18 protein-coding genes are annotated in these 22,712 nt (G+C 40.2%); 11 read left to right on the top strand and 7 right to left on the bottom strand.

Annotated elements, in window-relative coordinates; genetic code table 11:
- Positions 1 to 160 precede the first annotated feature (160 nt).
- Positions 161 to 1,144, top strand: a complete 984-nt coding sequence (locus KA717_13680; protein UXE63561.1) for an IS110 family transposase — start codon at positions 161 to 163, stop codon at positions 1,142 to 1,144.
- Between the two features lie 474 nt (positions 1,145 to 1,618).
- Positions 1,619 to 2,305 (top strand): Uma2 family endonuclease, encoded by a 687-nt coding sequence (locus KA717_13675; GenBank protein UXE63560.1) that lies wholly within the window; start codon positions 1,619 to 1,621, stop codon positions 2,303 to 2,305.
- A 167-nt stretch (positions 2,306 to 2,472) separates the two neighbouring features.
- Here KA717_13675 and KA717_13670 read toward each other — a convergent pair whose 3' ends face one another.
- From KA717_13670 to KA717_13655, 4 genes are all read right to left on the bottom strand, one after another.
- On the bottom strand, positions 2,473 to 2,910 hold the full coding sequence (locus KA717_13670; protein ID UXE63559.1) for a nuclease: 438 nt from the start codon (positions 2,908 to 2,910) through the stop codon (positions 2,473 to 2,475).
- An 11-nt stretch (positions 2,911 to 2,921) separates the two neighbouring features.
- On the bottom strand, positions 2,922 to 3,206 hold the full coding sequence (locus KA717_13665; GenBank protein ID UXE63558.1) for a hypothetical protein: 285 nt from the start codon (positions 3,204 to 3,206) through the stop codon (positions 2,922 to 2,924).
- Between the two features lie 369 nt (positions 3,207 to 3,575).
- A complete protein-coding gene (locus KA717_13660) occupies positions 3,576 to 5,399 on the bottom strand; it encodes an asparagine synthase-related protein (protein ID UXE63557.1) in 1,824 nt (607 codons plus the stop codon).
- 3 nt (positions 5,400 to 5,402) lie between these two features.
- Positions 5,403 to 6,167, bottom strand: coding sequence for a lasso peptide biosynthesis B2 protein (locus KA717_13655; GenBank protein ID UXE63556.1), 765 nt, complete (start codon positions 6,165 to 6,167; stop codon positions 5,403 to 5,405).
- A gap of 563 nt (positions 6,168 to 6,730) precedes the next feature.
- On the opposite strand from KA717_13655, the gene KA717_13650 reads away from it, so the two are divergent.
- Complete coding sequence (locus KA717_13650; protein ID UXE63555.1) at positions 6,731 to 7,243, top strand: hypothetical protein; 513 nt, start codon at positions 6,731 to 6,733, stop codon at positions 7,241 to 7,243.
- A gap of 1,122 nt (positions 7,244 to 8,365) precedes the next feature.
- On the opposite strand, the gene KA717_13645 is transcribed toward KA717_13650, so the two are convergent.
- From KA717_13645 to KA717_13635, 3 genes are all read right to left on the bottom strand, one after another.
- Complete coding sequence (locus tag KA717_13645) at positions 8,366 to 9,040, bottom strand: response regulator transcription factor (GenBank protein ID UXE63554.1); 675 nt, start codon at positions 9,038 to 9,040, stop codon at positions 8,366 to 8,368.
- Between the two features lie 71 nt (positions 9,041 to 9,111).
- Positions 9,112 to 9,531, bottom strand: coding sequence for a DsrE family protein (locus KA717_13640; protein UXE63553.1), 420 nt, complete (start codon positions 9,529 to 9,531; stop codon positions 9,112 to 9,114).
- A 151-nt stretch (positions 9,532 to 9,682) separates the two neighbouring features.
- Positions 9,683 to 10,783, bottom strand: coding sequence for a HAMP domain-containing histidine kinase (locus KA717_13635; GenBank protein UXE63552.1), 1,101 nt, complete (start codon positions 10,781 to 10,783; stop codon positions 9,683 to 9,685).
- Positions 10,784 to 11,015: 232 nt separating this feature from the next.
- Here KA717_13635 and kdpA point away from each other — a divergent pair, with 232 nt between their 5' ends.
- From kdpA to KA717_13595, 8 genes are all read left to right on the top strand, one after another.
- Complete coding sequence (kdpA, locus tag KA717_13630) at positions 11,016 to 12,692, top strand: potassium-transporting ATPase subunit KdpA (GenBank protein UXE64655.1); 1,677 nt, start codon at positions 11,016 to 11,018, stop codon at positions 12,690 to 12,692.
- Positions 12,693 to 12,768: 76 nt separating this feature from the next.
- Complete coding sequence (gene kdpB / locus KA717_13625) at positions 12,769 to 14,832, top strand: potassium-transporting ATPase subunit KdpB (protein ID UXE63551.1); 2,064 nt, start codon at positions 12,769 to 12,771, stop codon at positions 14,830 to 14,832.
- Positions 14,833 to 14,931: 99 nt separating this feature from the next.
- The gene (kdpF, locus tag KA717_13620) at positions 14,932 to 15,159 is read left to right on the top strand and encodes a K(+)-transporting ATPase subunit F (GenBank protein ID UXE64654.1); all 228 of its coding nucleotides are present in this window, start codon (positions 14,932 to 14,934) and stop codon (positions 15,157 to 15,159) included.
- Position 15,160: 1 nt separating this feature from the next.
- A complete protein-coding gene (kdpC, locus tag KA717_13615; GenBank protein UXE63550.1) occupies positions 15,161 to 15,742 on the top strand; it encodes a K(+)-transporting ATPase subunit C in 582 nt (193 codons plus the stop codon).
- A gap of 22 nt (positions 15,743 to 15,764) precedes the next feature.
- Positions 15,765 to 16,847, top strand: a complete 1,083-nt coding sequence (locus tag KA717_13610) for a universal stress protein (protein ID UXE63549.1) — start codon at positions 15,765 to 15,767, stop codon at positions 16,845 to 16,847.
- A 422-nt stretch (positions 16,848 to 17,269) separates the two neighbouring features.
- Positions 17,270 to 17,977, top strand: a complete 708-nt coding sequence (locus tag KA717_13605) for a PHP domain-containing protein (protein ID UXE63548.1) — start codon at positions 17,270 to 17,272, stop codon at positions 17,975 to 17,977.
- Between the two features lie 179 nt (positions 17,978 to 18,156).
- Positions 18,157 to 21,282, top strand: coding sequence for a DEAD/DEAH box helicase (locus tag KA717_13600; protein UXE63547.1), 3,126 nt, complete (start codon positions 18,157 to 18,159; stop codon positions 21,280 to 21,282).
- 63 nt (positions 21,283 to 21,345) lie between these two features.
- Positions 21,346 to 22,581 (top strand): LL-diaminopimelate aminotransferase, encoded by a 1,236-nt coding sequence (locus KA717_13595; protein ID UXE63546.1) that lies wholly within the window; start codon positions 21,346 to 21,348, stop codon positions 22,579 to 22,581.
- The last annotated feature ends 131 nt before the right edge of the window (positions 22,582 to 22,712 follow it).

The raw sequence follows: 22,712 nt of genomic DNA, 5'->3' as shown, positions 1-22,712 counted from the left end.
AGAGTGGTAGACCGATTCCCCCTTGGTTATAAAAGCCGAGATTTAGTCTAGGTCGCCACTCATCAATCCTTCAAAAACTCGAAAAATCGAGAGGGTCTCGAACCCGTAGTGAACAAGGTCGAGTAATGAAGATAAAAACTCAAAGTAAAGGGGTAAAAGCATGGAAACTCAAGTAGCAAGCCAATGGGTTGGTATAGACGTCAGCAAAGCCAAGTTGGACATAGCTTTACGTCCAGCGAATAAGGTTTTGCAAGTAACCAATCAAGAGTCAGGCTGGCAGGAATTAAGCGAACAACTCAAAAAATACAAAATTGAGTTAATCATCATCGAATCAACAGGAGGAATGGAAAGAGGAGTGGCTCACAAGCTGCAAAAAGAGGAATTCAAGGTAGCAGTGATTAATCCCAAAAGAGCCAGAGATTTTGCCAAGGCATCAGGTCGTCTAGCGAAAACGGACAAAATAGATGCCGAGGTATTAGCCCATTTTGGAGAAGCCTTGCAACCAAGCCCAAAACCGTTAGCATCAGAATCTCAAGTAGCTTTATCCGATTTGGTCAATCGTCGTAGTCAGTTAGTGGAAATGCTAAACAGTGAACAAAAACGAGCGCACAGTGTTCGTAGTAGCACGGCGAAAGCTGACATTGAGACTAATATTCAATGGCTCAAACAAAGGATAAAAGGAATGGATGAGCAGATAGACCAACTGCGGCAAGACAACGAAGAGAGTAAAAAGCAGTATGAGCTATTAACCAGTGTACCTGGAGTGGGCAGAGTAACGGCCGTGACCTTGCTATCAATGTTGCCAGAATTAGGAGAGCTACCATTGAAGAAACTGTCGAGTCTAGTGGGAATTGCTCCCATGAACTGTGACAGTGGGCAAATGCGAGGAAAACGACGTATTATCGGTGGACGAGCAAGGGTGCGTGCCGTGCTGTATATGTCAGCCCTAGTGGCAATACAACACAATCCGGTAATTAAGGCGTTTTATCAAAAATTGCTCCAGGCAGGTAAGGCCAAAAAAGTAGCTTTAATTGCCTGTGCTCATAAGCTATTGGGATTTCTTCATGCTATAGTCAAGAGTCAAAAACCTTGGCGATGTCCTGAAAATATAGAGACAAAGGAGGAAAAACTGCAAGCGTGCTAATTCTCTGATATTGGTTGAAAGAGTTAACATAACTCATTCTCTGACGAGTTGTATGAGGATGAGTTGTTTGTTTTGACTAATTTTATTTGATAGCGATCCTATCAAGGCCTTGACAAACAAGATAATCGCTAAATCCCCCTTAAAAAGGGGGACTTGACCCTGAACTTTAAGGGTTCGATAAATTCAAACTATGACCGTTTAAAGTATATCTTCATCGTTTCAGGCTCGACTGCAAAGAAGTTGTTTCTTTTCTTTCCCCTACCGTCTGGCAAGAAATTGAAGACCGAATGCTCTGTGTCCCCTAATTTGTACTTTTAGCTCTCAAATCTTGTCTTTACAATGGCATGAGATTACCTCATGTTAACTCTACTTTTATTAATCTTAATAAACTACGAAACTATAGCCTCAACCCAGAACGCGATCGCGGGAAACACCTTATAATTAAAATAACATCATCAACTATTCTTAAACTTTATGGTGATAGCAACAACAAAATCGGGAAATATTCCTCTCCTTGAAAATGGCGATCGTCTAAGCCGTAGTGAATTTGAACGCCGTTACCAGGCCATGCCAAACCATCAAAAAGCGGAATTAATAGCAGGAATTGTTTATGTAGCTTCTCCTCTGCGAATTACCCAACATGGTAATCCCCACGCTCGGATAATGACCTGGCTAGGCAGTTATTGGGCGGCTACGCCAGGCGTTGAATTAGGAGATAATTCCACTGTTCAACTCGATCAATATAACGAACCTCAACCCGACGCATTATTAAGAATTCAAACGGGAGGACAATCAACGGTTAATAATGATGGCTATGTTGAAGGTGCGCCCGAATTAATTGTGGAAATTGCAGCCAGCACGGTTTCTTTGGATTTACATCAGAAATTAGAGGTTTATCAACTTCATCAAGTGCAAGAATATTTGGTCTGGCGAGTTGAAGATGAGCAGTTAGATTGGTTTCAATTAAAACAAGGAAAATATCTTAAATTGCAACCTGATACAGAGGGAATTTTGTATTCTCAGATGTTTCCTGGTTTATGGTTAGATCAAAATGCGTTATTAACAGGGAATTTAGCAAAAGTTCTTCGGGTTTTACAGAAAGGTTTAGCATCAGGGGAACATCAAAGCTTTGTAGAGAAGCTCAATTCCTCCAAATTATAAGCTTAAACAAGAATAGGCTATTTTCGGCGATCGCAGCTTGCTCATTCAAAAAAAGCGATCGCACGATACTTCCTTAAGTAAACAATACGATCGCCGATAACCTTCTGGAAATTCACAACGAAGCCAACCTTTTTTACTTGTCTAATAACGGTCTAGTTAGGTGGCGACTAACCTGGGGCAACGTTTTGCCATAACTCGGCTGCAATAAATCTCGATAGATGCCCTACATTCGTTGTCGCAATTACAATATCTGGAACTCCAAGAGTTATAGCTTGTGCCACCAAAATCATGTCACCGTCAATTGTTTTATCACCTGCTGTTGGTTGCCCTTGTTGACGAGCTTCTGCCCAAAGTTTTGCAGCTTGGCGCATGGCAGCCGTTGTAATTGGGAAATACTCGATCAACTTGCCTAACTCATCTAGACGAGCTATACCTTTTGTCTTGTTTGCTCGCAATAATTCGCGGCGAACCTCATAATCAGCAATTTCTGGAATTATAGTACGACTACCTGATGTGATGTGAGTTTGGAGCCAATGGGCGCAAGCTTCACTTTCAGTAGATAACTTTGGATTGGTGATTAGACCAAGTGGCCCTGAATCCAACATTATGATTCTGCTCACCAAGTTACTCCCTTCATCTCAATTGGGAACAATTTACGCTCAGAAAAACGATCTTCATCCAAGGCATGGATCAAGTATTGACCTGTTTCTTGTTGTTCATTATTGTCTTCTTCATCTATCCAAGACTGAATTAGGTTAACTGCCTTAGTTTGTTTTTGCTTTAAAAGAATAAAGCTCGTTAAAAGCTGTAATGTCACAGATTCAATTGAAATCCCTTTTTGATTGGCTTCCTGTAAGAGATATTGCTCAACTTCTGACGGTAGGTTAAGGGTTAGAGTCATGGATTCTCTTGAGCTTGGGTTGGGTATGTTTTCCAATATTCTAACATTCGGATTTTGCTCACGATTATTTAAACAAAAATAAGGTGCGTTGGAGTAACGCACCCTAGGCGATGGCGATCGCACTACACACCAACTCCAAGAGAGCCGAGCAGCTTAATAAAATAGCAATTTTGCTAGTCGTATCCTCGAGTACTTGACCAATCGGTATCGCGACTAGAACCTTGGTAATTTTGGAAAAACTGTTTAGAAGAATTAATAAGAACAACATCTGAGCTAGAATCATCTGAATCAGAAGTATTGGCGAAGAGCGATGACATAGAACGCAAGATAGAAGTTAATGAATTTTGGATATCTTTTTTCATTTTACATTTACTCCAGTGAATTGGGGAAAACAAGAAAATCTACTTGAGATAGAGCCTCAGAGTACATAACGCTTGTTCTATCATACCAAATAAGGATAGCCAACGTCAAGCAAAATTTATCAATTAAATCCATGGAAACTGTTTTTCCATGATAAATATTGTCTAAATATTGTACCATCTTGGATGGGCTAATAAAATTATGACTATCACTATCGAGTATAATGGTTTTTATTAATTCATAATTCTCATTGATTCCTCGAAGTACTAATTCTAGAAAGCTACCTCTTGTTCGTCTATTAATAATCTTCTTTGGCAAAATATCTTTAAATGCTGCTGCTAGAATTGGTTTTTCTTGTCCTCTATTAACTCTAAAGTAATCTGGTATTGTCATTGAATAACGAATCAAGTTCAGATCTAAAAAGGGAAAAGTGACATGGGTACTGCCAGACTGAGCGAACTTCCAACGTAAGACATGACCTGCTTGGCCAACGAAAGTATTTAATATACGGTACTGTTGATTTGAATCGCTTGACCAATAATTTACTTTAAGCATACGATAGCATCTCAAACTAATTGAATAGGTTTCAGCAAATTCTTTGTTCAGCCACGGAATAGGAGTTAATAATAATTGATGCCAAAGTCTAGAGCGACTACTTAAAAATAAAGATAATGATTCTAAAAAAATCAATAATCCCGTTCTAGCTTTTAATAACCCAAATTTTTTAGCTTCTGCCCAAGCAAAAGATATCTTTTTTTCGGCTAGTAGTGATTCGATATAAGAAGTTGACATAACATTAAAAAGTTCATCCCCTCCAATTCCCATAAATAAAGTATTAATATTATTGCTTTGCAAAAGTTTTAGGGTTACTTCCCTGATTTTCCATGAAGTTATACATGGACTTGGTTCTTCCAGTATTGGTGTAGAGTCTAGATTTGAAAAGTCTTTAAACTTATCCGCTAAAAGGTAACAATAAGAAAATATATCTTGATATTCTTCAAAAACTGAGTTAATGAACTCAATTTCCCTTTTTAGTCCTTGAAAAAAAGGATAAACTTGTGAAATAGTCAAGATATTTGTTTTAAGGATTTTTCTAGATAATAAACTTATTCCTGTGGAATCGTAGCCTCCCGATAAATGAGAAGCCGTTATTCCAAATGCTCGTAGTTTTATCGAATTGGTGAGGATTTCTGTTACTTCTTCACCTAATTTATAAATATAAGAACCACTTTCTAATGCTCCTTTTGAAGGGATATCTTGCATAACAAAATCAGAAAATGGTGACGGTTTTTTGATAATTTCAATATTCTTTTTGTGACTACGAAATATCTGATTAGGAAGTATTCTATTCACATTTTCAAAAATTGTTTTGTCTGTTGGAACTTCAGCAAAACCGCAATGAGGTAGGCTTAGAAAGTCTGCAATATACTCATTATTAACCCTTTGCTTGCCAAATTTGCGAAGAATCACAGAAAGATTGGTGGTGAGAATTATTTGTTCTCCATTGGTATACCAATATAAGGGATAACCACCAATTATATCTCTCATAGCAGTAATTGAAATGGATTGCTGATTAATCAAGGCAAATGCAAAGTCACCCTGAATTTTTATCAAGCCATCAATTCCAGATTTTTCGTAAACAATATATATATATTTTGATGCATTAATCTGACTAATTTTATTATCTTCCACATATAATCGACCTATGGTGCAAATTACTATATTATTATTTTTAAAGAAGGAAATATTAGTATCTTGTAAAACTTTATCTTTTCCATGTATAAAAATATCTACATTTTTTTCTGTTGAAATAACATGAAATCCATTGTACATAGATCATACAACTCCATTTTCATAATAAAAATTTATTTTACTATTATCATAGGATCTAACAGGCATAAAAGATTTACATCGTTCTGGTTCATCGCTTAAAATAATGTCATCATGCTGTACCCAACAATGACCAGAAAATGGAAATAATTGTACTCCAAGAAATAATGATACATTATATCCATATTGTTGACAAAGAGCAAATGTGACTAATGCACGTTCTTTACAGGCTAAAGGAAATATAAAATTACTGACACAATTTATAACCAGATTACTTAACTCAATAACTGTATAACATTTATTTATTTTTGATTTTGATTCAATAAATTTTCCAAAATATTTTTGCCAAGCTTCGATTGTTATAGAAATACCAAATACTTGATAAAACATAAATGAAAACATTAAAAGTATTTTTATTTTAAAATTAATGCTAGTAATAAAATTACATAATCCTATTATGTAAACAACACAATAAATAAATTGTATTTTAAAATATTTAATTATTTTGTTTAAGGTAAAAAATCTTTTAGAATTAATATCTAGCATTCTGTAAGAAGCTAATTTTTTTACAATATTAACTGACGAGTTTTTATTGCTATTGCTTTTCTTGATAATACAATTTTCTAAATCTGAAGTAGCAGATGGACTTAAATAAAGACAATCTCCCTGAAGATGAATCATTCGGGAAGATCCATCTTCAAGTCTAATCCATATAGCATCCGAGGATAATGATAAATTTTCCTTTTTTTTTGTGGTTAATTTTATTTCCATAATTATAGAATTTTATTCGTTTAAATAAAAGTTAAAAAATATATAGTGGTATATTCTTAAGTTAGATACAGATAAAGCCTTTTCTAGACTCGATTACAGCCTATTATCAGGAGTTCTCATATGACTGCACACCTCTATAGCCATCTTCCATTATTCTAGGGGTTACACAACGATTCGTACATTTTAGAGAACTCCATGAAATGATTGAGTGCCTAATCTCAGCTAAAAATAGACAAATACAACCTTGTCGAGCGTATCGGTTTAGTCTAACCATTGATTATACCGACATTTTCCGTATAGTCAATCTCTAGAGAGCAAAAAAGAGAAAATTTCTGTATTATCCCCTTGTAGAGAAGAATATCCAGAAAAATTCCGTATATTCTTCAATGATAGATAGAAACTTTCTGGATAACAAGACAGATAGTCATACCAGAAATAGTCTTGATGTCAATCAAGGGTGTTGTCGTTAAGGAACACAACTGACAGATCGCCTCTCAATTTTAAAGGCGATCGTACCATACTTCCTTAAGTAAACAATACGATCGCCACTAATTCAAGCTCCCGTGAACAATACAGAAAAAGAGTCAAATCAGGAATACGCGATCGCCCTCGCCAACGTCAACACCAACGCCAACCACATCGCCAACCACATTGCTAACGACATCGGCATCGCCATCGTCAACGCCTTCGCCTTCGCCTACATCAACCACATCGTCAAGGTTAGAAAAATTTTTATTGAATTAGCCAACTTATTTGCTCAGGATCAAATTTTTTCTAGGGTTAATATTGCCCAATTGATCGCTGATTTAGAAGATTTAGAACAACTTATTCCTAAGAATCACATAGACATAAATAGAAAAGAACACCAAAAATTTGTCGATAAATTATTTAAAATTTGGAATATAGCCTTTGCTTTAACCCCTGAATTACTCAATTTATCTAACGCAGAATTTGAAGAAATAGACAATCATTATTTTCATATTAATCGTCTTATTCTTGACTGCAAAAAAGTTGCTGTTAATATTTCCCCTTCCGTCTGGCAAGAAATCGAAGACCGAATGCTCCGCGTCCCCTAATTTGTACTTTTAGCCCTCAAATCTTGCTGTTACAATTGCATGAGATTACCTAATATTAACTCTGCCTTTATTAATCTTAATAAACTACAAAACTATAGTCTCAACCCAGAACACGATCGCGGCAAATATAAATCTCGACATTGACCCCTGCGATCGCCGTTGAAAATCTCAAATTGTTCATAAAAATTTCCGAAATGTTTCAATATTTATCCCTTGTAACCGATCCTGTAAAGCAATTAAATATTCTTGGATTGCATCTTGAATCATTAAGGGATAACGTTGATCGAATTCTTCGCTAGAATCCTTATCCGAAAAAGATAAACCTTGGGACAAGCATCGGAAGAACGCTGACATCGTAAGCGACTATTACAAACAAGGGGGAATGGACTCTCACGCTGAGAGGGTTTCGCTTTGTTCTCAGTTACTAGAATTCAAACTGGTTCCTGATAAGAAGACGGGTCAACAGAGGTTAAAGTTGGCTTCTGCTAAGTTCTGTCGGGTTCGGCATTGCCCTATCTGTCAGTGACGACGATCGCTCCGTTGGAAGGCAAAAGCCTATGAGAATTTGCCTAAAGTGGTTGCCGATTACCCTGATGGACGTTGGATTTTTCTGAGCTGTATAAGCATTCTTATGATTTCATCCTTGCTTAAAACCCACATTCCGTACTTGGCAACAAGAATTTTAATTAATACGAACAAGTCTAGATTAGCAGAAGTGCTTCCCCACAAAGGTTTCAGGAATCACAATCTACTGATCAACAAAAGTACGCCTCTTTATGCAGCACAAAAGCACTGATAAACGCACTACGATAGTCTTTCCTTCTCCGTCTATATCTAGTGTTGTGATGGCTAATGATGCCTGCATATAGCGTGTAAATTTTAAATTATTTATTTTCTTCTAATTGGTACGGAATATGGGGAAAAAGCGATTAATGAATCAAATTATCTGTCCCAAGAGAACAATCGTAATCTTAGGATTCATCAAATTAAGTGGAATTTGGCTGTTCAAATTGATTTGATGATACTCAAAAAAACTTGTCCCCAGGGTTACGGAACCTTTACCCAGGAATTGATCGCGATCGCCCAACAGTTTAGCCGAAAGGAAATTAGCTTTTGTGGGGATTAGGGCCAAATGGTTTTGAGTGTGGAATCTACAGTCTTGCTCTGCCACAATAAAATGGCTTGAGTGCGATCGCGGACTCCTAATTTATTGACAATGGCATGAACATGAACCCGAACTGTTCCTGGGGCAATATAAAGGCGATCGGCAATGTCTTGATTGCTATTTCCAGCGGCCATTAGGGTTAAAATTTCTTGTTCTCGTTCTGTTAAAAGAGAATGCTTGATCTGGGAGGATGAATCGGCGATCCCAGGAGTAAAAGCGGTACGGATTTCCTTAGTTGCTTGGGAATCCCACCAAGAAGCACCGGCCACAACCGAACGAATCGCCAAGATTAGGGTTTGGGCATCAATTCCTTTTAAACAAAAACCCTGGATTCCGGTTTCAATAAGACGACTAATCAAGGTTGAGTCTGAGCGGGAAGTAAGAGCTAAAATAGGAAGATTGGGTTGCTGAAGTTTGATCTGGCGACAGGCTTCTAAGCCACTCATACGAGGTAAGCCCACATCTAATAGCACTAAATCTAAGGGATGACGATTAGCCAAATCAACAGCCGTTTCTCCATCCTCAGCTTCAGCCACAATTTTAAGGGTTGGTTCCTGTTGGAGACGCACCACTAATCCTAAACGAAAAAGTTCATCATCTTCTACTAAAAGCAGGCGGATGGAATTTGGCATTATTCAATTCTACTTTTATGCTCAGATTTTATGTCCAGATCAAGTTATCTCAAAAAAAGCTCTTCAATTACCTACCAAGACAAAGTTTTTGTATTATCTTGAAAAAGAGCTTCTCCTGTTAGTTCTGGCGTTCCGACCTTAATGCCATCCAGAAGATCTGATGAGGTAACACCATATTTTTTCATACAAGAAGGACAAGCGATTACCAATCCTCCTTTTTTAATAATTGTCAGCAAAATAGCTTGCTGTTCCTTGAACTGATCTGCATTGTTTTTGGAAGCAACTAGAACCCCCTTATCATTGAGAAAAATGGTAACAGGATGCCCTCGCTCAAATTGAGCCTTAGAGAAACCGAGAGCCATTGTACTGCGATGGTCTTGATCCGTTGTCATATTGACAAATAGCGGATCATTATTTCCCGCTAAAACGGGGACTCCTAAACAAGTTGTTGTAAGAACAAATAAAAATGCAATCAAATGAGATCGTTTCATCAGAGTATATTCAAGCTACCATGAGTTAATGAATTGGCATTTTACTCTGAAATCTTATTCTGTTTCTAGTATGACATACTGTCATAATTATTAATTTTTATGTAGAGACTGAATGGATTAATCACTGACAGTTTACTTCAGGTAGAGCAGTTTAGGGATAGACAGTATGATCTGCGTTAGGATAAACAGGTAATTTAAAGGCAAAAATAGCTCCAGTGGGATGACGATTCTCTGCCCAAATTTTACCGTGATGGGCGGCAATGATCTGACGACACAGGTAAAGTCCTAAACCCGTTCCTTTTGCCTGGCGATCGCTACTGCCCTGATAAAATCGTTCAAATAGATAGGGTAATTCATTGGGGTGAATACCAGAACCACTGTCTAAAATTTTGACCAGTTGATAGGCGGATTGGGAAGCCAGTTGAATTTCAATGCGATCGCCGCGTCGGGAATGATTAATGGCATTGATCAATAAATTATTGACTACACGCTGGAGTTGCAGCATATCCCCTTTAACCCAAAGAGATTGACGAAAATCTGAATCGCCATAATTCACATTAAGATAAACCTGATGGGCAGCAGCAAGCACCGCTAAATTATTCGTCACTTCTTCTGTTAAAGCCGTTAAATCCACTGGAGCCAGGTTTAACCTTAATCCTTCTGTATCATTACGATAGACATCTAACAGCGTTTCCAGTAATTGCAGACTGGATTGATGACTGCGCCCCATTGTAGCTAATACTTTCTGTTGGGTAGCTGTTACCTCGCCAAATTGACCCGATTGAAAGGCTTTCAGGGTTTCCATTGCCCCCAGTAAAGGGGTTTTAAGATCGTGGGTGAGGGTAGAAGCAAAATCTTCTCGAAGGCTGACTAATTGTTCCTGGGATTGAAGTTGCGTTTGTTTCTGGACTAACACTTCCTGATAGTGGCGATTTTGTTCACTGAGCCAACCCGTTACGATTAGTGATAAAACAGCAATTAAGCGATCAGCGATCGTTGAAGGTTCGACCATTGATCGCATGGGTAGCCATAAATTTAAGAGGGTTAAAAAGACAGCGATCGCCGTAGCTTTTAAGGTAGCTAACCGACCTAAACGGGCATTCACCCACAAAATTGGCCCGATATAAAGATACCCAAAAACATAATCGGGCGGTGTGGAAAATTCTAGGGCTAAAACCAGGCAAAACAAGCCCACAATCAAACTGGTATCAGAGAGCGGCGATCGCCAAGTAAAAGAACAAGATTTTACCATCAGTCTCAAATTAACGGGTGATGACGAATAACTAAACAGCACAAATGCTGATAATCAACCAGTTTAACCCTTGAGTTTAGCTGTAGGCGTTTAGAGTCTGTTTAGATTAGCGTTTATTGTCTAAACATGATTCCTATTACCCACCAAACAAAAATTTATATCCGGTTAATCGCGTCAATCTTGAGCTAATCCCTTAGAATAAGCACAGTCATTCCATCCTTTGTGTCAATCTATGTGGCAAGGATTCTTACAAATTGCTTTAACCCTAACGATTATCGTGGCAATTACGCCTTTTTTCGGTCGTTATATGGCTAGGGTATTTTTAGAAGAAAAAACCTTTCTTGATGCCTGGCTTGGGCCAATTGAAAAACAACTATATCACTGGATTCAAGTTCGGCCTCAACAAGCAATGACGGGTTGGCAATATGGAAGAGCAATTCTCTATAGTAATTTAGTTATGGGAATTGGAGTTTTAGGAATTCTCCTTTTACAAAACTATCTTCCCTTTAACGGCACGCAATTATCGGCTCCTAGTTGGGATCTGGCCCTACATACTACCATTTCTTTCCTAACCAATACTGATCAACAACATTACTCTGGAGAAACAGCTTTAACCTACTCAAGCCAAGTTTTTGCCTTAGGATTTTTAATGTTTACTTCGGCGGCAACGGGTTTAGCGGTTGGCATTGCCTTTATTCGTGGTTTAACAGGCAGACCTTTGGGAAATTTTTATCAAGATTTGCTTCAGTCTATTACCCGAATTTTGCTTCCGTTATCCATTCTAGGTGCATTATTATTGATTTTTTCTGGAGTCCCTGAAACCTGGTCAAATCCTGTTAATATCACCACCTTAGAAGGAGCTAATCAAGTTATTGCCTTAGGGCCAGTCGCTCATTTTGAAATCATTAAGCAATTGGGAGAAAATGGGGGAGGATTTTTTGGCAGTAATTCGGCCCATCCTTTTGAAAACCCTACTCCTTTTTCTAATTTGTTAGCAACGATCGCCATGATCAGTATTCCCACCTCTCTCATCTATACCTATGGAATTTTTGCTAACAATAAGCGTCAAGCCTGGTTAATCTTTTGGATGGTCTTCGGTATTTTCATTGTCTTAATTGGGATCACTGCGGTAGGAGAATATCAAGGTAATCCATTGGTTAATAATCTGCTAAATTCATCTCAAGCTAATTTAGAAGGAAAAGAAGTTCGTTTTGGCTGGGCACAGACGGCTTTGTTTGCTATAACTACAACAGGGACGATGTGCGGGGCTGTTAACGGTTTTCTCGACTCCTTTATGCCCACAGGCGGATTTAGCACCCTATTTAATCTCTTTTTACAGATTGTTTGGGGCGGTCAAGGCACAGGAACAGCTTATCTATTTATCTACTTGATTTTAGCTGTATTTTTAACCGGATTAATGGTGGGCAGAACCCCAGAATTTTTAGGTCGCAAGATTGAAAAAGCAGAAATCGTTTTAGCTAGTGTGGTCTTATTAATCCACCCCATTGCTATCCTAATTCCCTCTGCGATCGCCCTAGCCTTTCCTGAACAATTAGCGGGGATTAGTAATCCAGGCTTTCATGGTCTTTCCCAAGTTGTTTATGAATATGCGTCGGCTTCGGCTAACAACGGCTCAGGTTTTGAGGGCTTGGGAGACAATACCCTCTGGTGGAATCTCAGTACCTGTTTCAGTTTACTTTTAGGGCGATATGTTCCCCTTCTGGCCTTATTACTTCTAGCCGACAATTTATCTCGTAAACAGCCTGTGCCTGTAACCAAAGGAACCTTACGAACCGACACCATTTTATTTACCAGTATTACCGCCGGCGTGATTTTAATTTTAGGAGCTTTAACTTTTTTTCCCGTCTTAGTTTTAGGCCCGATCGCTGAAGCATTCTCCTTGAAATAAAATTTTCCATTGGAAGGGGCGCATTGCGTGCGCCCAATAAATTAAATGACATTACTGAATATAATTTTGACTAACCATGAAAAAACTACTGCGATCGCAACGAAAACATACTCCCAAAGCCAAAACAAAAGGTCTATATCTCCGCGCCATTAAACAATCTTTTGTTAAACTTGATCCTCGTATTGCCATTAAAAATCCCGTCATGTTTCTCGTCTGGATTGGCACTATTATTACCCTATTAGTAACTATTAACCCAGAACTTTTTGGGGATGTCCCCACTCCTAATCAACGATTATTTAATGGAACGATTACCCTGATTTTGTTTTTTACCGTTCTCTTTGCCAACTTTGCTGAAGCGGTCGCCGAAGGTCGTGGAAAAGCCCAGGCAGATGCTCTCAGAGCCACCAAAACCGACACGATCGCCCGTAAGATTTTACCCGATGCTTCCACTGAAGAAATTAACTCCACTAACTTAAAAAGAGGCGATCAAATTAAAGTGATTGCAGGGGATATGATTCCAGCCGATGGGGAAGTGATCGGTGGGATGGCCTCCGTCGATGAATCGGCTATTACCGGAGAATCTGCCCCTGTTTTAAAACAACCTGGAACCGATATTGCCAGTTCGGTAACGGGAGGAACACGGATTCTTTCTGATGAATTATTGATTCGTGTTACGGCTGATCCAGGCAAAGGTTTTATTGATCGCATGATTGCTTTAGTTGAAGGAGCAGAACGGAGTAAAACCCCCAATGAAATTGCTTTAACGGTTTTATTAGCCGTTTTAAGTGAAGTCTTTTTAATTGTGATTGCCACTTTGCCGGCGATCGCCAACTATGTGAAAAGTCCCGTTAGCATTGCGGTGTTAATTGCCCTCCTCGTCGCGCTTATTCCGACAACTATTGGGGGATTATTAAGTGCGATCGGGATTGCCGGTATGGATCGAGTTGCCCAATTTAACGTTATTGCGACATCAGGAAGAGCAGTAGAAGCCTGTGGTGATGTTAACACTTTAGTCTTAGATAAAACGGGAACCATTACCTTAGGAAATCGCCTAGCAGAAGAGTTTATTCCCATTAATGATTATAGTGTCGAACAGGTTGCCAAAGTAGCTTTAATGTCTAGTATTTTTGACGAAACACCAGAGGGGCGTTCTATTATTAGTCTGGCGGAAAAATGGGGTTCAAATCTAGATTTTGATCCTCAAACGGCTACTGGCATTGAGTTTTCAGCACGAACGCGGATGAGTGGGACAGACTTAGCCAATGGTCTAGAGATTCGCAAGGGAGCCGTTGATGCCATTAAAGGTTTTGTCCGTTCTAGAGGTGGCCAAATCGCCACAGATTTAGATGTTGCCTATGAGCGAGTTTCTCGATTAGGTGGAACTCCCTTAGCCGTTTGTCAAGGAGCAGAAATTTATGGCGTAATTTATCTCAAAGATATTATTAAACCCAATATTAAGGAACGTTTTAATCAATTACGACGCATGGGCATTCGGACAATTATGCTCACAGGAGATAATCAAATTACGGCTTCTGTGATTGCTCAAGAAGCAGGCGTTGATGACTTTATTGCTGAGGCGACTCCAGAGGATAAAATTGAAGTAATTCGGGCTGAACAGGCAAAAGGTAAATTAGTGGCAATGACGGGGGATGGAACTAATGATGCACCGGCGCTTGCTCAAGCCAATGTAGGCGTTGCCATGAATTCAGGAACTCAAGCGGCCAAGGAAGCAGCCAATATGGTGGACTTAGATTCTGATCCCACAAAATTAATCGATATTGTCACGATTGGTAAACAACTATTGATTACTCGTGGCGCGTTAACCACTTTTTCAATCGCCAATGATATTGCTAAATATTTTGCCATTATTCCCGCGATGTTCTCAAGCGTAGGCATTGGCAGTTTGAATATTATGGGATTAGCCAGTTCTCAATCGGCAATTCTCTCTGCTCTCATCTACAATGCTTTAATTATTCCGGCTCTAATTCCTTTAGCACTAAAAGGGATTAAGTTCAGACCTTTAACGGCTGATCAACTATTACAACGCAATATTTTAATCTATGGTTTAGGTGGTGTCATTGCCCCCTTTGTTGCGATTAAGATTATTGATCTGTTAGTAACGTCTGTGGGTTTAGTTTAGCTTTTGAGAGCAAATCTCTTGTTTTTTTGGAGTAAATCTCTTCGTTTAACTTTCTTGATCGCAAGCCTTGCACCTCTAGCATTATTAATTTTGACAACGATGAAAACGACTTTTTCTCAACCAACCACTAAGTTACTTTTTAAAAAGATTCCTCTCTATTTTTTAGGGATTCTGGGAATTAACTTAATCATTTCTCCCTTAGTTCAAGCTTCAACTGGGGGAATATTATCACGCGGTCAATCCTATGCCTTGGGATTATTGGGCTTAGTAACCCTGAGTTTATTTGTTTACCTTTTCGTGGTTATTTTTCAGCCGGAGAAATTTTAAGATGAGTCAAGTACGAGAAGTTTCCAAAGCTATTCGAGCTACCATTTTATTATGGGTCATTACAGCCGTTTTTTATCCATTGCTCATCTGGATTACAGGTCAACTCATTTTTCCCTTTCAAGCGAACGGCAGCATTCTTAAAAACACGGAAGGAAAAGCGATCGCCTCGGCCTTAATCGGTCAACCCTTTAACAGCGATCGCTACTTTTGGAGTCGTCCCAGCGTAGTAGATTACAGTACCGGCAAAGCGGCTGGAATTACAGGTATTTCAGGAGCCAGTAATTTAGCACCCAGTAACGCAGATTTAACCAAGCTGATTCAAAGTCGTATTCAAACCTTGAAACAAGCGAACATTGAACCCACTGCCGATTTAGTTTATAGCTCTGGCTCTGGTTTAGATCCCCATATCACGGTGCAAGCTGCCAAAAATCAAATTAATCGGATCGCTAAAGTTCGTCAATTAGACACTAATCAGGTCGAATTATTGATTAATCAAGCCATAGAAGATCGTTTTTTAGGAATTTTTGGAGAGCCAGGCGTTAATGTTGTAAAACTCAATTTAGCACTTGATCAAATCAATTAAAAGCTTCTAAACCTTAATCATCATGATAGCAGAACGACGAGGCCGACATAAAATCTTCATTGGCATGGCTCCTGGTGTTGGCAAAACCTACAAAATGTTGGAGGAGGGAAAACGGTTAAAAAGACAAGGAATTGATGTGGTCATTGGGCTATTAGAAACCCATAATCGTCAAGACACAATCAATCAGTCAAAGGGATTAGAACTCATTCCTCGACAAATGATTTCTCAGAAAGAATCACAACTCTGGGAAATGGATACGGAAGCTATTATTAATCGTTTTCCAAAACTGGTGTTGGTTGATGAGTTGGCTCATACGAATGTGCCTGGCTCTTTGCGACAAAAACGTTATCAAGATGTAGAAGCGATTCTCCAGCAAGGTATTGATGTCTATTCCACTGTTAATATTCAACATTTAGAAAGTTTAAATGATTTAGTGGCGAGGATTACAGGGGTTGTGGTTCGAGAACGTATTCCCGATCGCCTTCTCGAAGAAGCGGATGAAGTGATTCTCGTTGATGTTACGGCTGAAACCCTTGAAGAAAGATTACGAGATGGTAAAATTTATGCACCCGAAAAAATTCAACAATCCCTAGAAAATTTCTTTCAACGCCGCAATCTAATTGCCCTCAGAGAACTGGCGTTAAGAGAAGTGGCTAACACCGTAGAAGAAGAAGGGGAAGAGTCCTCCTTTATCGGCCAAACCTGTCCTATTCAAGAGCGAGTTTTAGTCTGTATTTCAACCTATCCCAATTCTCTGCGACTCTTGCGTCGAGGTGCAAGATTGGCAAATTACATGAATGCCCCTTTATTTGTTCTATTCGTAGAAGATCCAGATCGTTTTTTAAATAAAATGGAAACGCTCCATTTAGAAACCTGTGAGCAACTTTGTCGAGAATTTAGTGGTCATTTTATTCGAGTGATGAGTCCCAGGGTTCCTGAAGTCATTGCCGAGATAGCTGAAGAACATAAAATTACGCAAATTGTGATTGGAGAAAGTCGTCAATCTCGTTGGAAGAGATGGCTTAAAGGATCATTTACCCAAAAAGTTATTCGTTTAATTTGGCAAAAACAAATTGATTTACATATTATTGCTACTGAAAAATAAAGACTTAATTGGAAATAACGACAGCTATAGCCATAGCCAGAAAGGTTAGGACGCAGCAGAGCGAAGAACAAACTCCATAGCATCCCGCAAATTACCAGAGTCACGTAAGCGTTTGCAAATGAGACTTTTGAGCCAAGCCCAACACTCCTCAATGCGATTAAGGTCAGGAGAATAAGGGAGCAAGTAAATAATGCTACAATCAGTGCAGCAATACGACCCCCATAATGAAAGGTCGCATTATCGATATCGATAACGATGCGCTGTCCTTTCTCAAGTAAGGGAATAAGGCAAGTTTCTAGGCAAAGTTCAAAAACAGTACAACTAGAGACTCCTTCTACCGTAAACGGAAAACAATTGATTCAACATTTTTTGTAAAGTTTTGTTATGGTAGATCTTAATAGTCCGTAAATTAATCGGTTGGGATGGGATTCACGACAATGGTTGCTTCTCTACTTACTCAGCCAATAGAGCAAACAACGCTTGAGCTGCGGGAAGTCTGGTCAACTCTTACCTCCACTAGTTGCCCTTATGACTACAATTTTCATCTCCATACCATTTATTCCGATGGTAAGCTGACCCCTGAAGCTCTGATTGAGCAGGCAGTTACTTTAGGTTTGAAGGGTTTGGCTATTACGGATCACCATTCTGTGGGTGGTTATTACCTTGCTCAACAGTGGTTAGCAGATTTTCAATCCCGTCATCACCAGACTGCCATACCAAGGCTCTGGACAGGCATCGAAATTACGGCTGATTTAGCCAACACGGAAGTTCATATTCTCGGCTATGGCTTTAATCCAACTCATCCGGCCCTAATTCCCTATCTTCAGGGAAATCGACCCACCAATGGTCATGAATCGGCGGCTTTAGTGATCCAATTGCTTCATGAAGCGGGAGGATTAGTGGTGCTTGCTCATCCGGCTCGTTACCGCCAACCCGCCAGTCGTCTGATTCCCCTAGCAGTGCAATTGGGGATTGATGGGTTAGAAACGTTTTATGCCTACGGTAATCCGAAGCCTTGGCAAAGTAGTCTGCCCCAGGAATCGGAGATTAAGGATTTTAGTGATCTCTATGGCTTATTCCAAACCTGTGGTACTGATAGTCATGGAGAAAGTATTCTTTATCGTCTGTGATCCATTGGAGGCGGCGATCGCTGTTATTCCCATCAACAGGTTAAAAACGAAATAAATATTTTTGATTGAACTGATAATTCCTCGCCTACAATAGAAAACGCTGAAAACTCCTAGCGAGTCACCACCCTTGGGTCGCAATCAGATTACAAAGGGGGATCATTTTGGGCGATTAAAACACAATGGCAACATTACACGGTAGTTGGTTGGTTAAAGGCGATCGCCATTATTGGTTTCTCTGGGCAGAAGCTTGGCGTGAGGAAAAAGAAACTTCATCCCCTGAGATCGCCATTCCCATCCATCCCTTTAACCTAGATTTAGATGAACTGAAAGATTGTCTTCAGACTAGTCAACTATGGTTTCCCCAGGAGTTTGCCAGTCTCGCTAGTCGAGAAATATTAAAACTACCCAGTTATACAAGCAAGAAACTAACCTTGCCTCTATTAGCTGGCCAGAAAATTGACGATTTAAAACCGAGTGGTTTAGGTTGGCAGGCTTGGCAAGTTCAGGGATTGGCCCTCAAAGCCGAGGAAGCCGTACCGTTTTTCCAGTCGTTACCTTTGGGAATAGAAGCCTACCTATTAGGCAGTGACCTACAGTTTTTTGCCCATCTCTATCGCTGGACTTTAGATCTACTGGTTAGACAAAAGTTTGTACCGAGTCTAGAAGAGGATGAATTCGGTCATTATGGCCAGTGGTATCCCTTGCTAGATAGTACTCAAGATCAAACCCGTCTGGCTAAATTAACTCAACTTTTGCCCCCTGTTTGTTTAGCCTATCAAGGAACGCTGTTAGATGACTGGGAACCATCCCATCGCGCCTCTGGCCTGATTCTCAGTTACCTACAAAACTTGATGCAGGCTCAAATCCGACATTTTAGTCCCAATTTGCCTTTTACCAAGGATTCTCTTGGCCAACTTTGGCTACAATCTTTAACCAACAAGACTTTTGTTCTTAAATCAGAACCCTATGCTGTCCAAAAATTAGCAACGGCCATTCGCAATTGGCAATTTCCTATTCAGGCTTTTATCGGTGATTATCGTAATCAGAGTTTAAGTAATCAGTCTTTACAGGTTTCCCTCGTCCTGGAACCTCCCACTTCAGCAGCAAGCGAGGGGGGCAAGGCTCTTTGGCAGTTAAATTATCGTTTGCAAGCTTTAGATGATCCCGATTGGTATATAGCGGCGGACACCATTTGGCAAACCAATCAGGAACGTTACGTCTGGAATGAGCGTGTGCTTGAACAACCCCAGGAAATTTTATTGAAAGGTTTGGGGTTAGCTTCTCGTCTTTATGCACCGATCGCTGAGAGTTTGGAAAAGCCCCGTCCGATCGGTTGTCCACTGGATGCCATCCAGGTGTTTGAATTTATCAAAGCTTCGGCTTGGCAACTGCAAGATCAGGGTTTAGGGGTGGTTGTGCCTCCGAGCTTGACAGGAGGAGTGGCCGAGAAACGTTTAGGCTTAAAAATTCAAGGGCAATTGACTCCCCAAAAAGGTGAACGGCTTACCCTTAAATCCCTGTTGCAATATCAACTGAAATTGGTGATTGGGGATCAGGAAATTTCTCAAAAGGATTTTCAAGCTTTATTAGATCAGCGATCGCCGTTAGTGGAAATGAATGGTCAGTGGATTACCTTACAACCGGCCGATGTGCGGGCCGCTCAAGCCATTTTAAATCAATCCCAAGCTCCCTTAAACCTCTCAGTGGAGGATGCTCTCCGCATTAGTATGGGAGATAGTCAAACCATTGCCAAATTACCCGTTGTCAAATTTGAAGCTTCAGGAGTTTTACAGGAATTAATTACCAATCTTAATGATAACCAGGGCATTAAAGCGATTCATAATCCGCCTAATTTCCAAGGAGAGTTAAGACCCTATCAAGCCAAAGGTGTGGGTTGGTTAGCTTTTTTAGAAAAATGGGGTTTGGGTTCCTGTTTAGCGGATGATATGGGTTTGGGAAAAACGCCTCAACTCTTGGCTTTTTTGCTCAATTTAAAGGCAGAGGCCATGTTAACTAAGCCTGTTTTAATTGTTTGCCCTACTTCGGTGATCAATAATTGGAGCCACGAAATCAAAAAGTTTGCCCCTAGTTTGGCGTTCCATATTCATCATGGCGATAAACGCAGTAAAGGCAGTGATTTTGCTAAAACTATTGAGCAGAAGCAAATTATTTTAACCAGTTATTCCCTGTTATTTAGAGATATTAAGAGTCTGGGTAATATTGTCTGGCAAGGGGTGGTTTTAGACGAAGCGCAAAATATTAAAAATCCCCAGTCCAAACAATCCCAAGCAGTCCGCAAACTTCAAGCTGGCTTTCGCATTGCTTTAACGGGAACACCCGTGGAAAACCGTTTGGCAGAACTCTGGGCGATTCTGGATTTTCTCAATCCTGATTTTCTGGGAACTCAAGCTTTTTTCCAACGCCGTTTTGCCACTCCCATTGAGAAATTTGGCGATCGCCAATCGTTGCAAATTTTACGATCATTGGTGCGCCCCTTTATCCTGCGTCGTTTAAAGACGGATAGAACCATCATTCAAGATCTACCCGAAAAACAGGAAATGACCGTTTTTTGTGGTCTCTCTTCCGAGCAGGCAAATTTATATCAGCAGCTTGTGGAAAAATCCTTACAGGATATTGAGGAATCAACGGGAATTCAGCGACGGGGGTTAATTTTAAGTTTATTAGTCAAACTTAAGCAAATTTGTAATCATCCTGCCCAATTTCTCAAAGAATCTACTTTAACCTCGGCTCAGGTTTCCGGTAAATTGCTCCGTTTAGAAGAAATGTTAGAAGAGGTGATTACCGAAGGCGATCGCGCTTTGATTTTTACGCAATTTGCAGAATGGGGCAAACTTTTACAACCCTATCTCAAGGCAAAATTTAAGCAAGAAGTTCTCTTTTTATATGGAGCTACTCCCCGTCTGAGTCGGCAAGCGATGATTGATCGGTTTCAAAATGATCCCGATGCACCGTCCATTTTTATTCTTTCCTTAAAAGCGGGGGGAACCGGACTCAATTTAACCAGAGCCAACCATGTTTTTCACTGTGATCGCTGGTGGAATCCGGCGGTTGAAAATCAAGCAACGGATCGGGCTTTTCGGATTGGGCAAAAGCGCAATGTACAGGTACATAAATTTGTCTGTACAGGAACCTTAGAAGAACGAATTGACGAAATGATCACCAGCAAAAAGCAATTAGCCGAGCAAACCGTCGATGCGGGGGAAAATTGGCTGACGGAATTAGATACGGATCAACTCCGTAACTTATTACTCCTAGATCGCAATGCCATTATCGATGAGAGTTAAACCTAAGAAAATTGAACATCGCCTGTTTATAATAATGCAGGCAATCAGTCATCACAGTTAACAATGGTAAAAATCAACGATCATTACCTCAAGCTCAAAGCGGGCTATCTTTTTCCAGAAATTGCTCGTCGGGTTAATACCTTTGCCGAAGCGCACCCGGATGCTCAAATTATTCGTCTTGGCATTGGCGATGTCACCGAACCGTTACCCCAAGCCTGTCGTGATGCCATGATTCAAGCCGTTCAGGAGATGGGCGATCGCGACAAGTTTAAAGGATACGGGCCAGAACAGGGCTATGGTTGGCTAAGGGAAAAAATCGCCCAGCAAGATTTTCAGGCTAGAGGTTGTGATCTGGATGCCTCAGAAATTTTTATCTCCGATGGCTCCAAGTGTGACACCGGCAATATTCTCGACATTTTTGGCAAAGACAATATCATTGCGGTTACGGATCCGGTCTATCCGGTCTATGTCGATACCAATGTTATGGCCGGCCATACGGGTGAAGCCAATGAACAGGGCGAGTATGAAGGTCTAATCTATTTGCCTGTCACCGCCGAAAATAACTTCACTGCCACCCTTCCTACTCAAAAAGTTGATCTGATCTATCTTTGTTTTCCCAATAATCCCACTGGGGCAACGGCAACCAAGGCTCATCTACAGGATTGGGTCAACTATGCCAAAGCGAATGGCTCAATTATCTTTTTTGATGCGGCCTATGAAGCCTTTATTACCGATCCCAGCCTGCCCCACTCTATCTATGAAATTGAAGGGGCTAAAGACTGTGCGATCGAATTTCGCTCTTTTTCTAAAAATGCTGGTTTTACGGGAACCCGTTGTGCCTTAACCGTTGTCCCCAAAACTTTAACCGCTAAAGCGGCGGATGGTTCTACGGTAGAACTCTGGAAACTCTGGAATCGTCGTCAATCGACCAAATTTAATGGCGTTTCCTATATTGTGCAACGGGGAGCCGAGGCCGTTTATTCACCCCAGGGTCAAGCCGAAGTTCAGGCTTTAGTGAGTTTTTATTTGGAAAATGCTCAAATTATTCGAGAACAGCTTACCTCGGCGGGTCTAGCAGTTTATGGTGGTATTAACGCCCCCTATGTTTGGGTAAAAACGCCCCAGGGACTATCCAGTTGGCAATTCTTCGATCAATTACTGGAGACAGTCAACGTGGTCGGAACACCCGGATCGGGATTTGGGGCTGCGGGAGAGGGCTATTTCCGTATTTCGGCCTTTAATAGTCGGGCTAATGTGGAAGAAGCCATGCAACGGATTACTGGCAAATTCAAGGTCTAAATGCCTTAACAAGCCGTTGACTCCCCCTCAATTTTTCTGAAACAAGCTATGGGTACAGTTGGCACACCAGCACAATAGCGACAGAAAAACAGCAAATCATAAATTTGGGCAGCAATTCTAAATTTGTGCTG

This window comes from Woronichinia naegeliana WA131 (assembly GCA_025370055.1).
Taxonomy (GTDB): Bacteria; Cyanobacteriota; Cyanobacteriia; order Cyanobacteriales; family Microcystaceae; genus Woronichinia; species Woronichinia naegeliana.
This window is presented reverse-complemented; position numbering and strand designations above follow the sequence as displayed.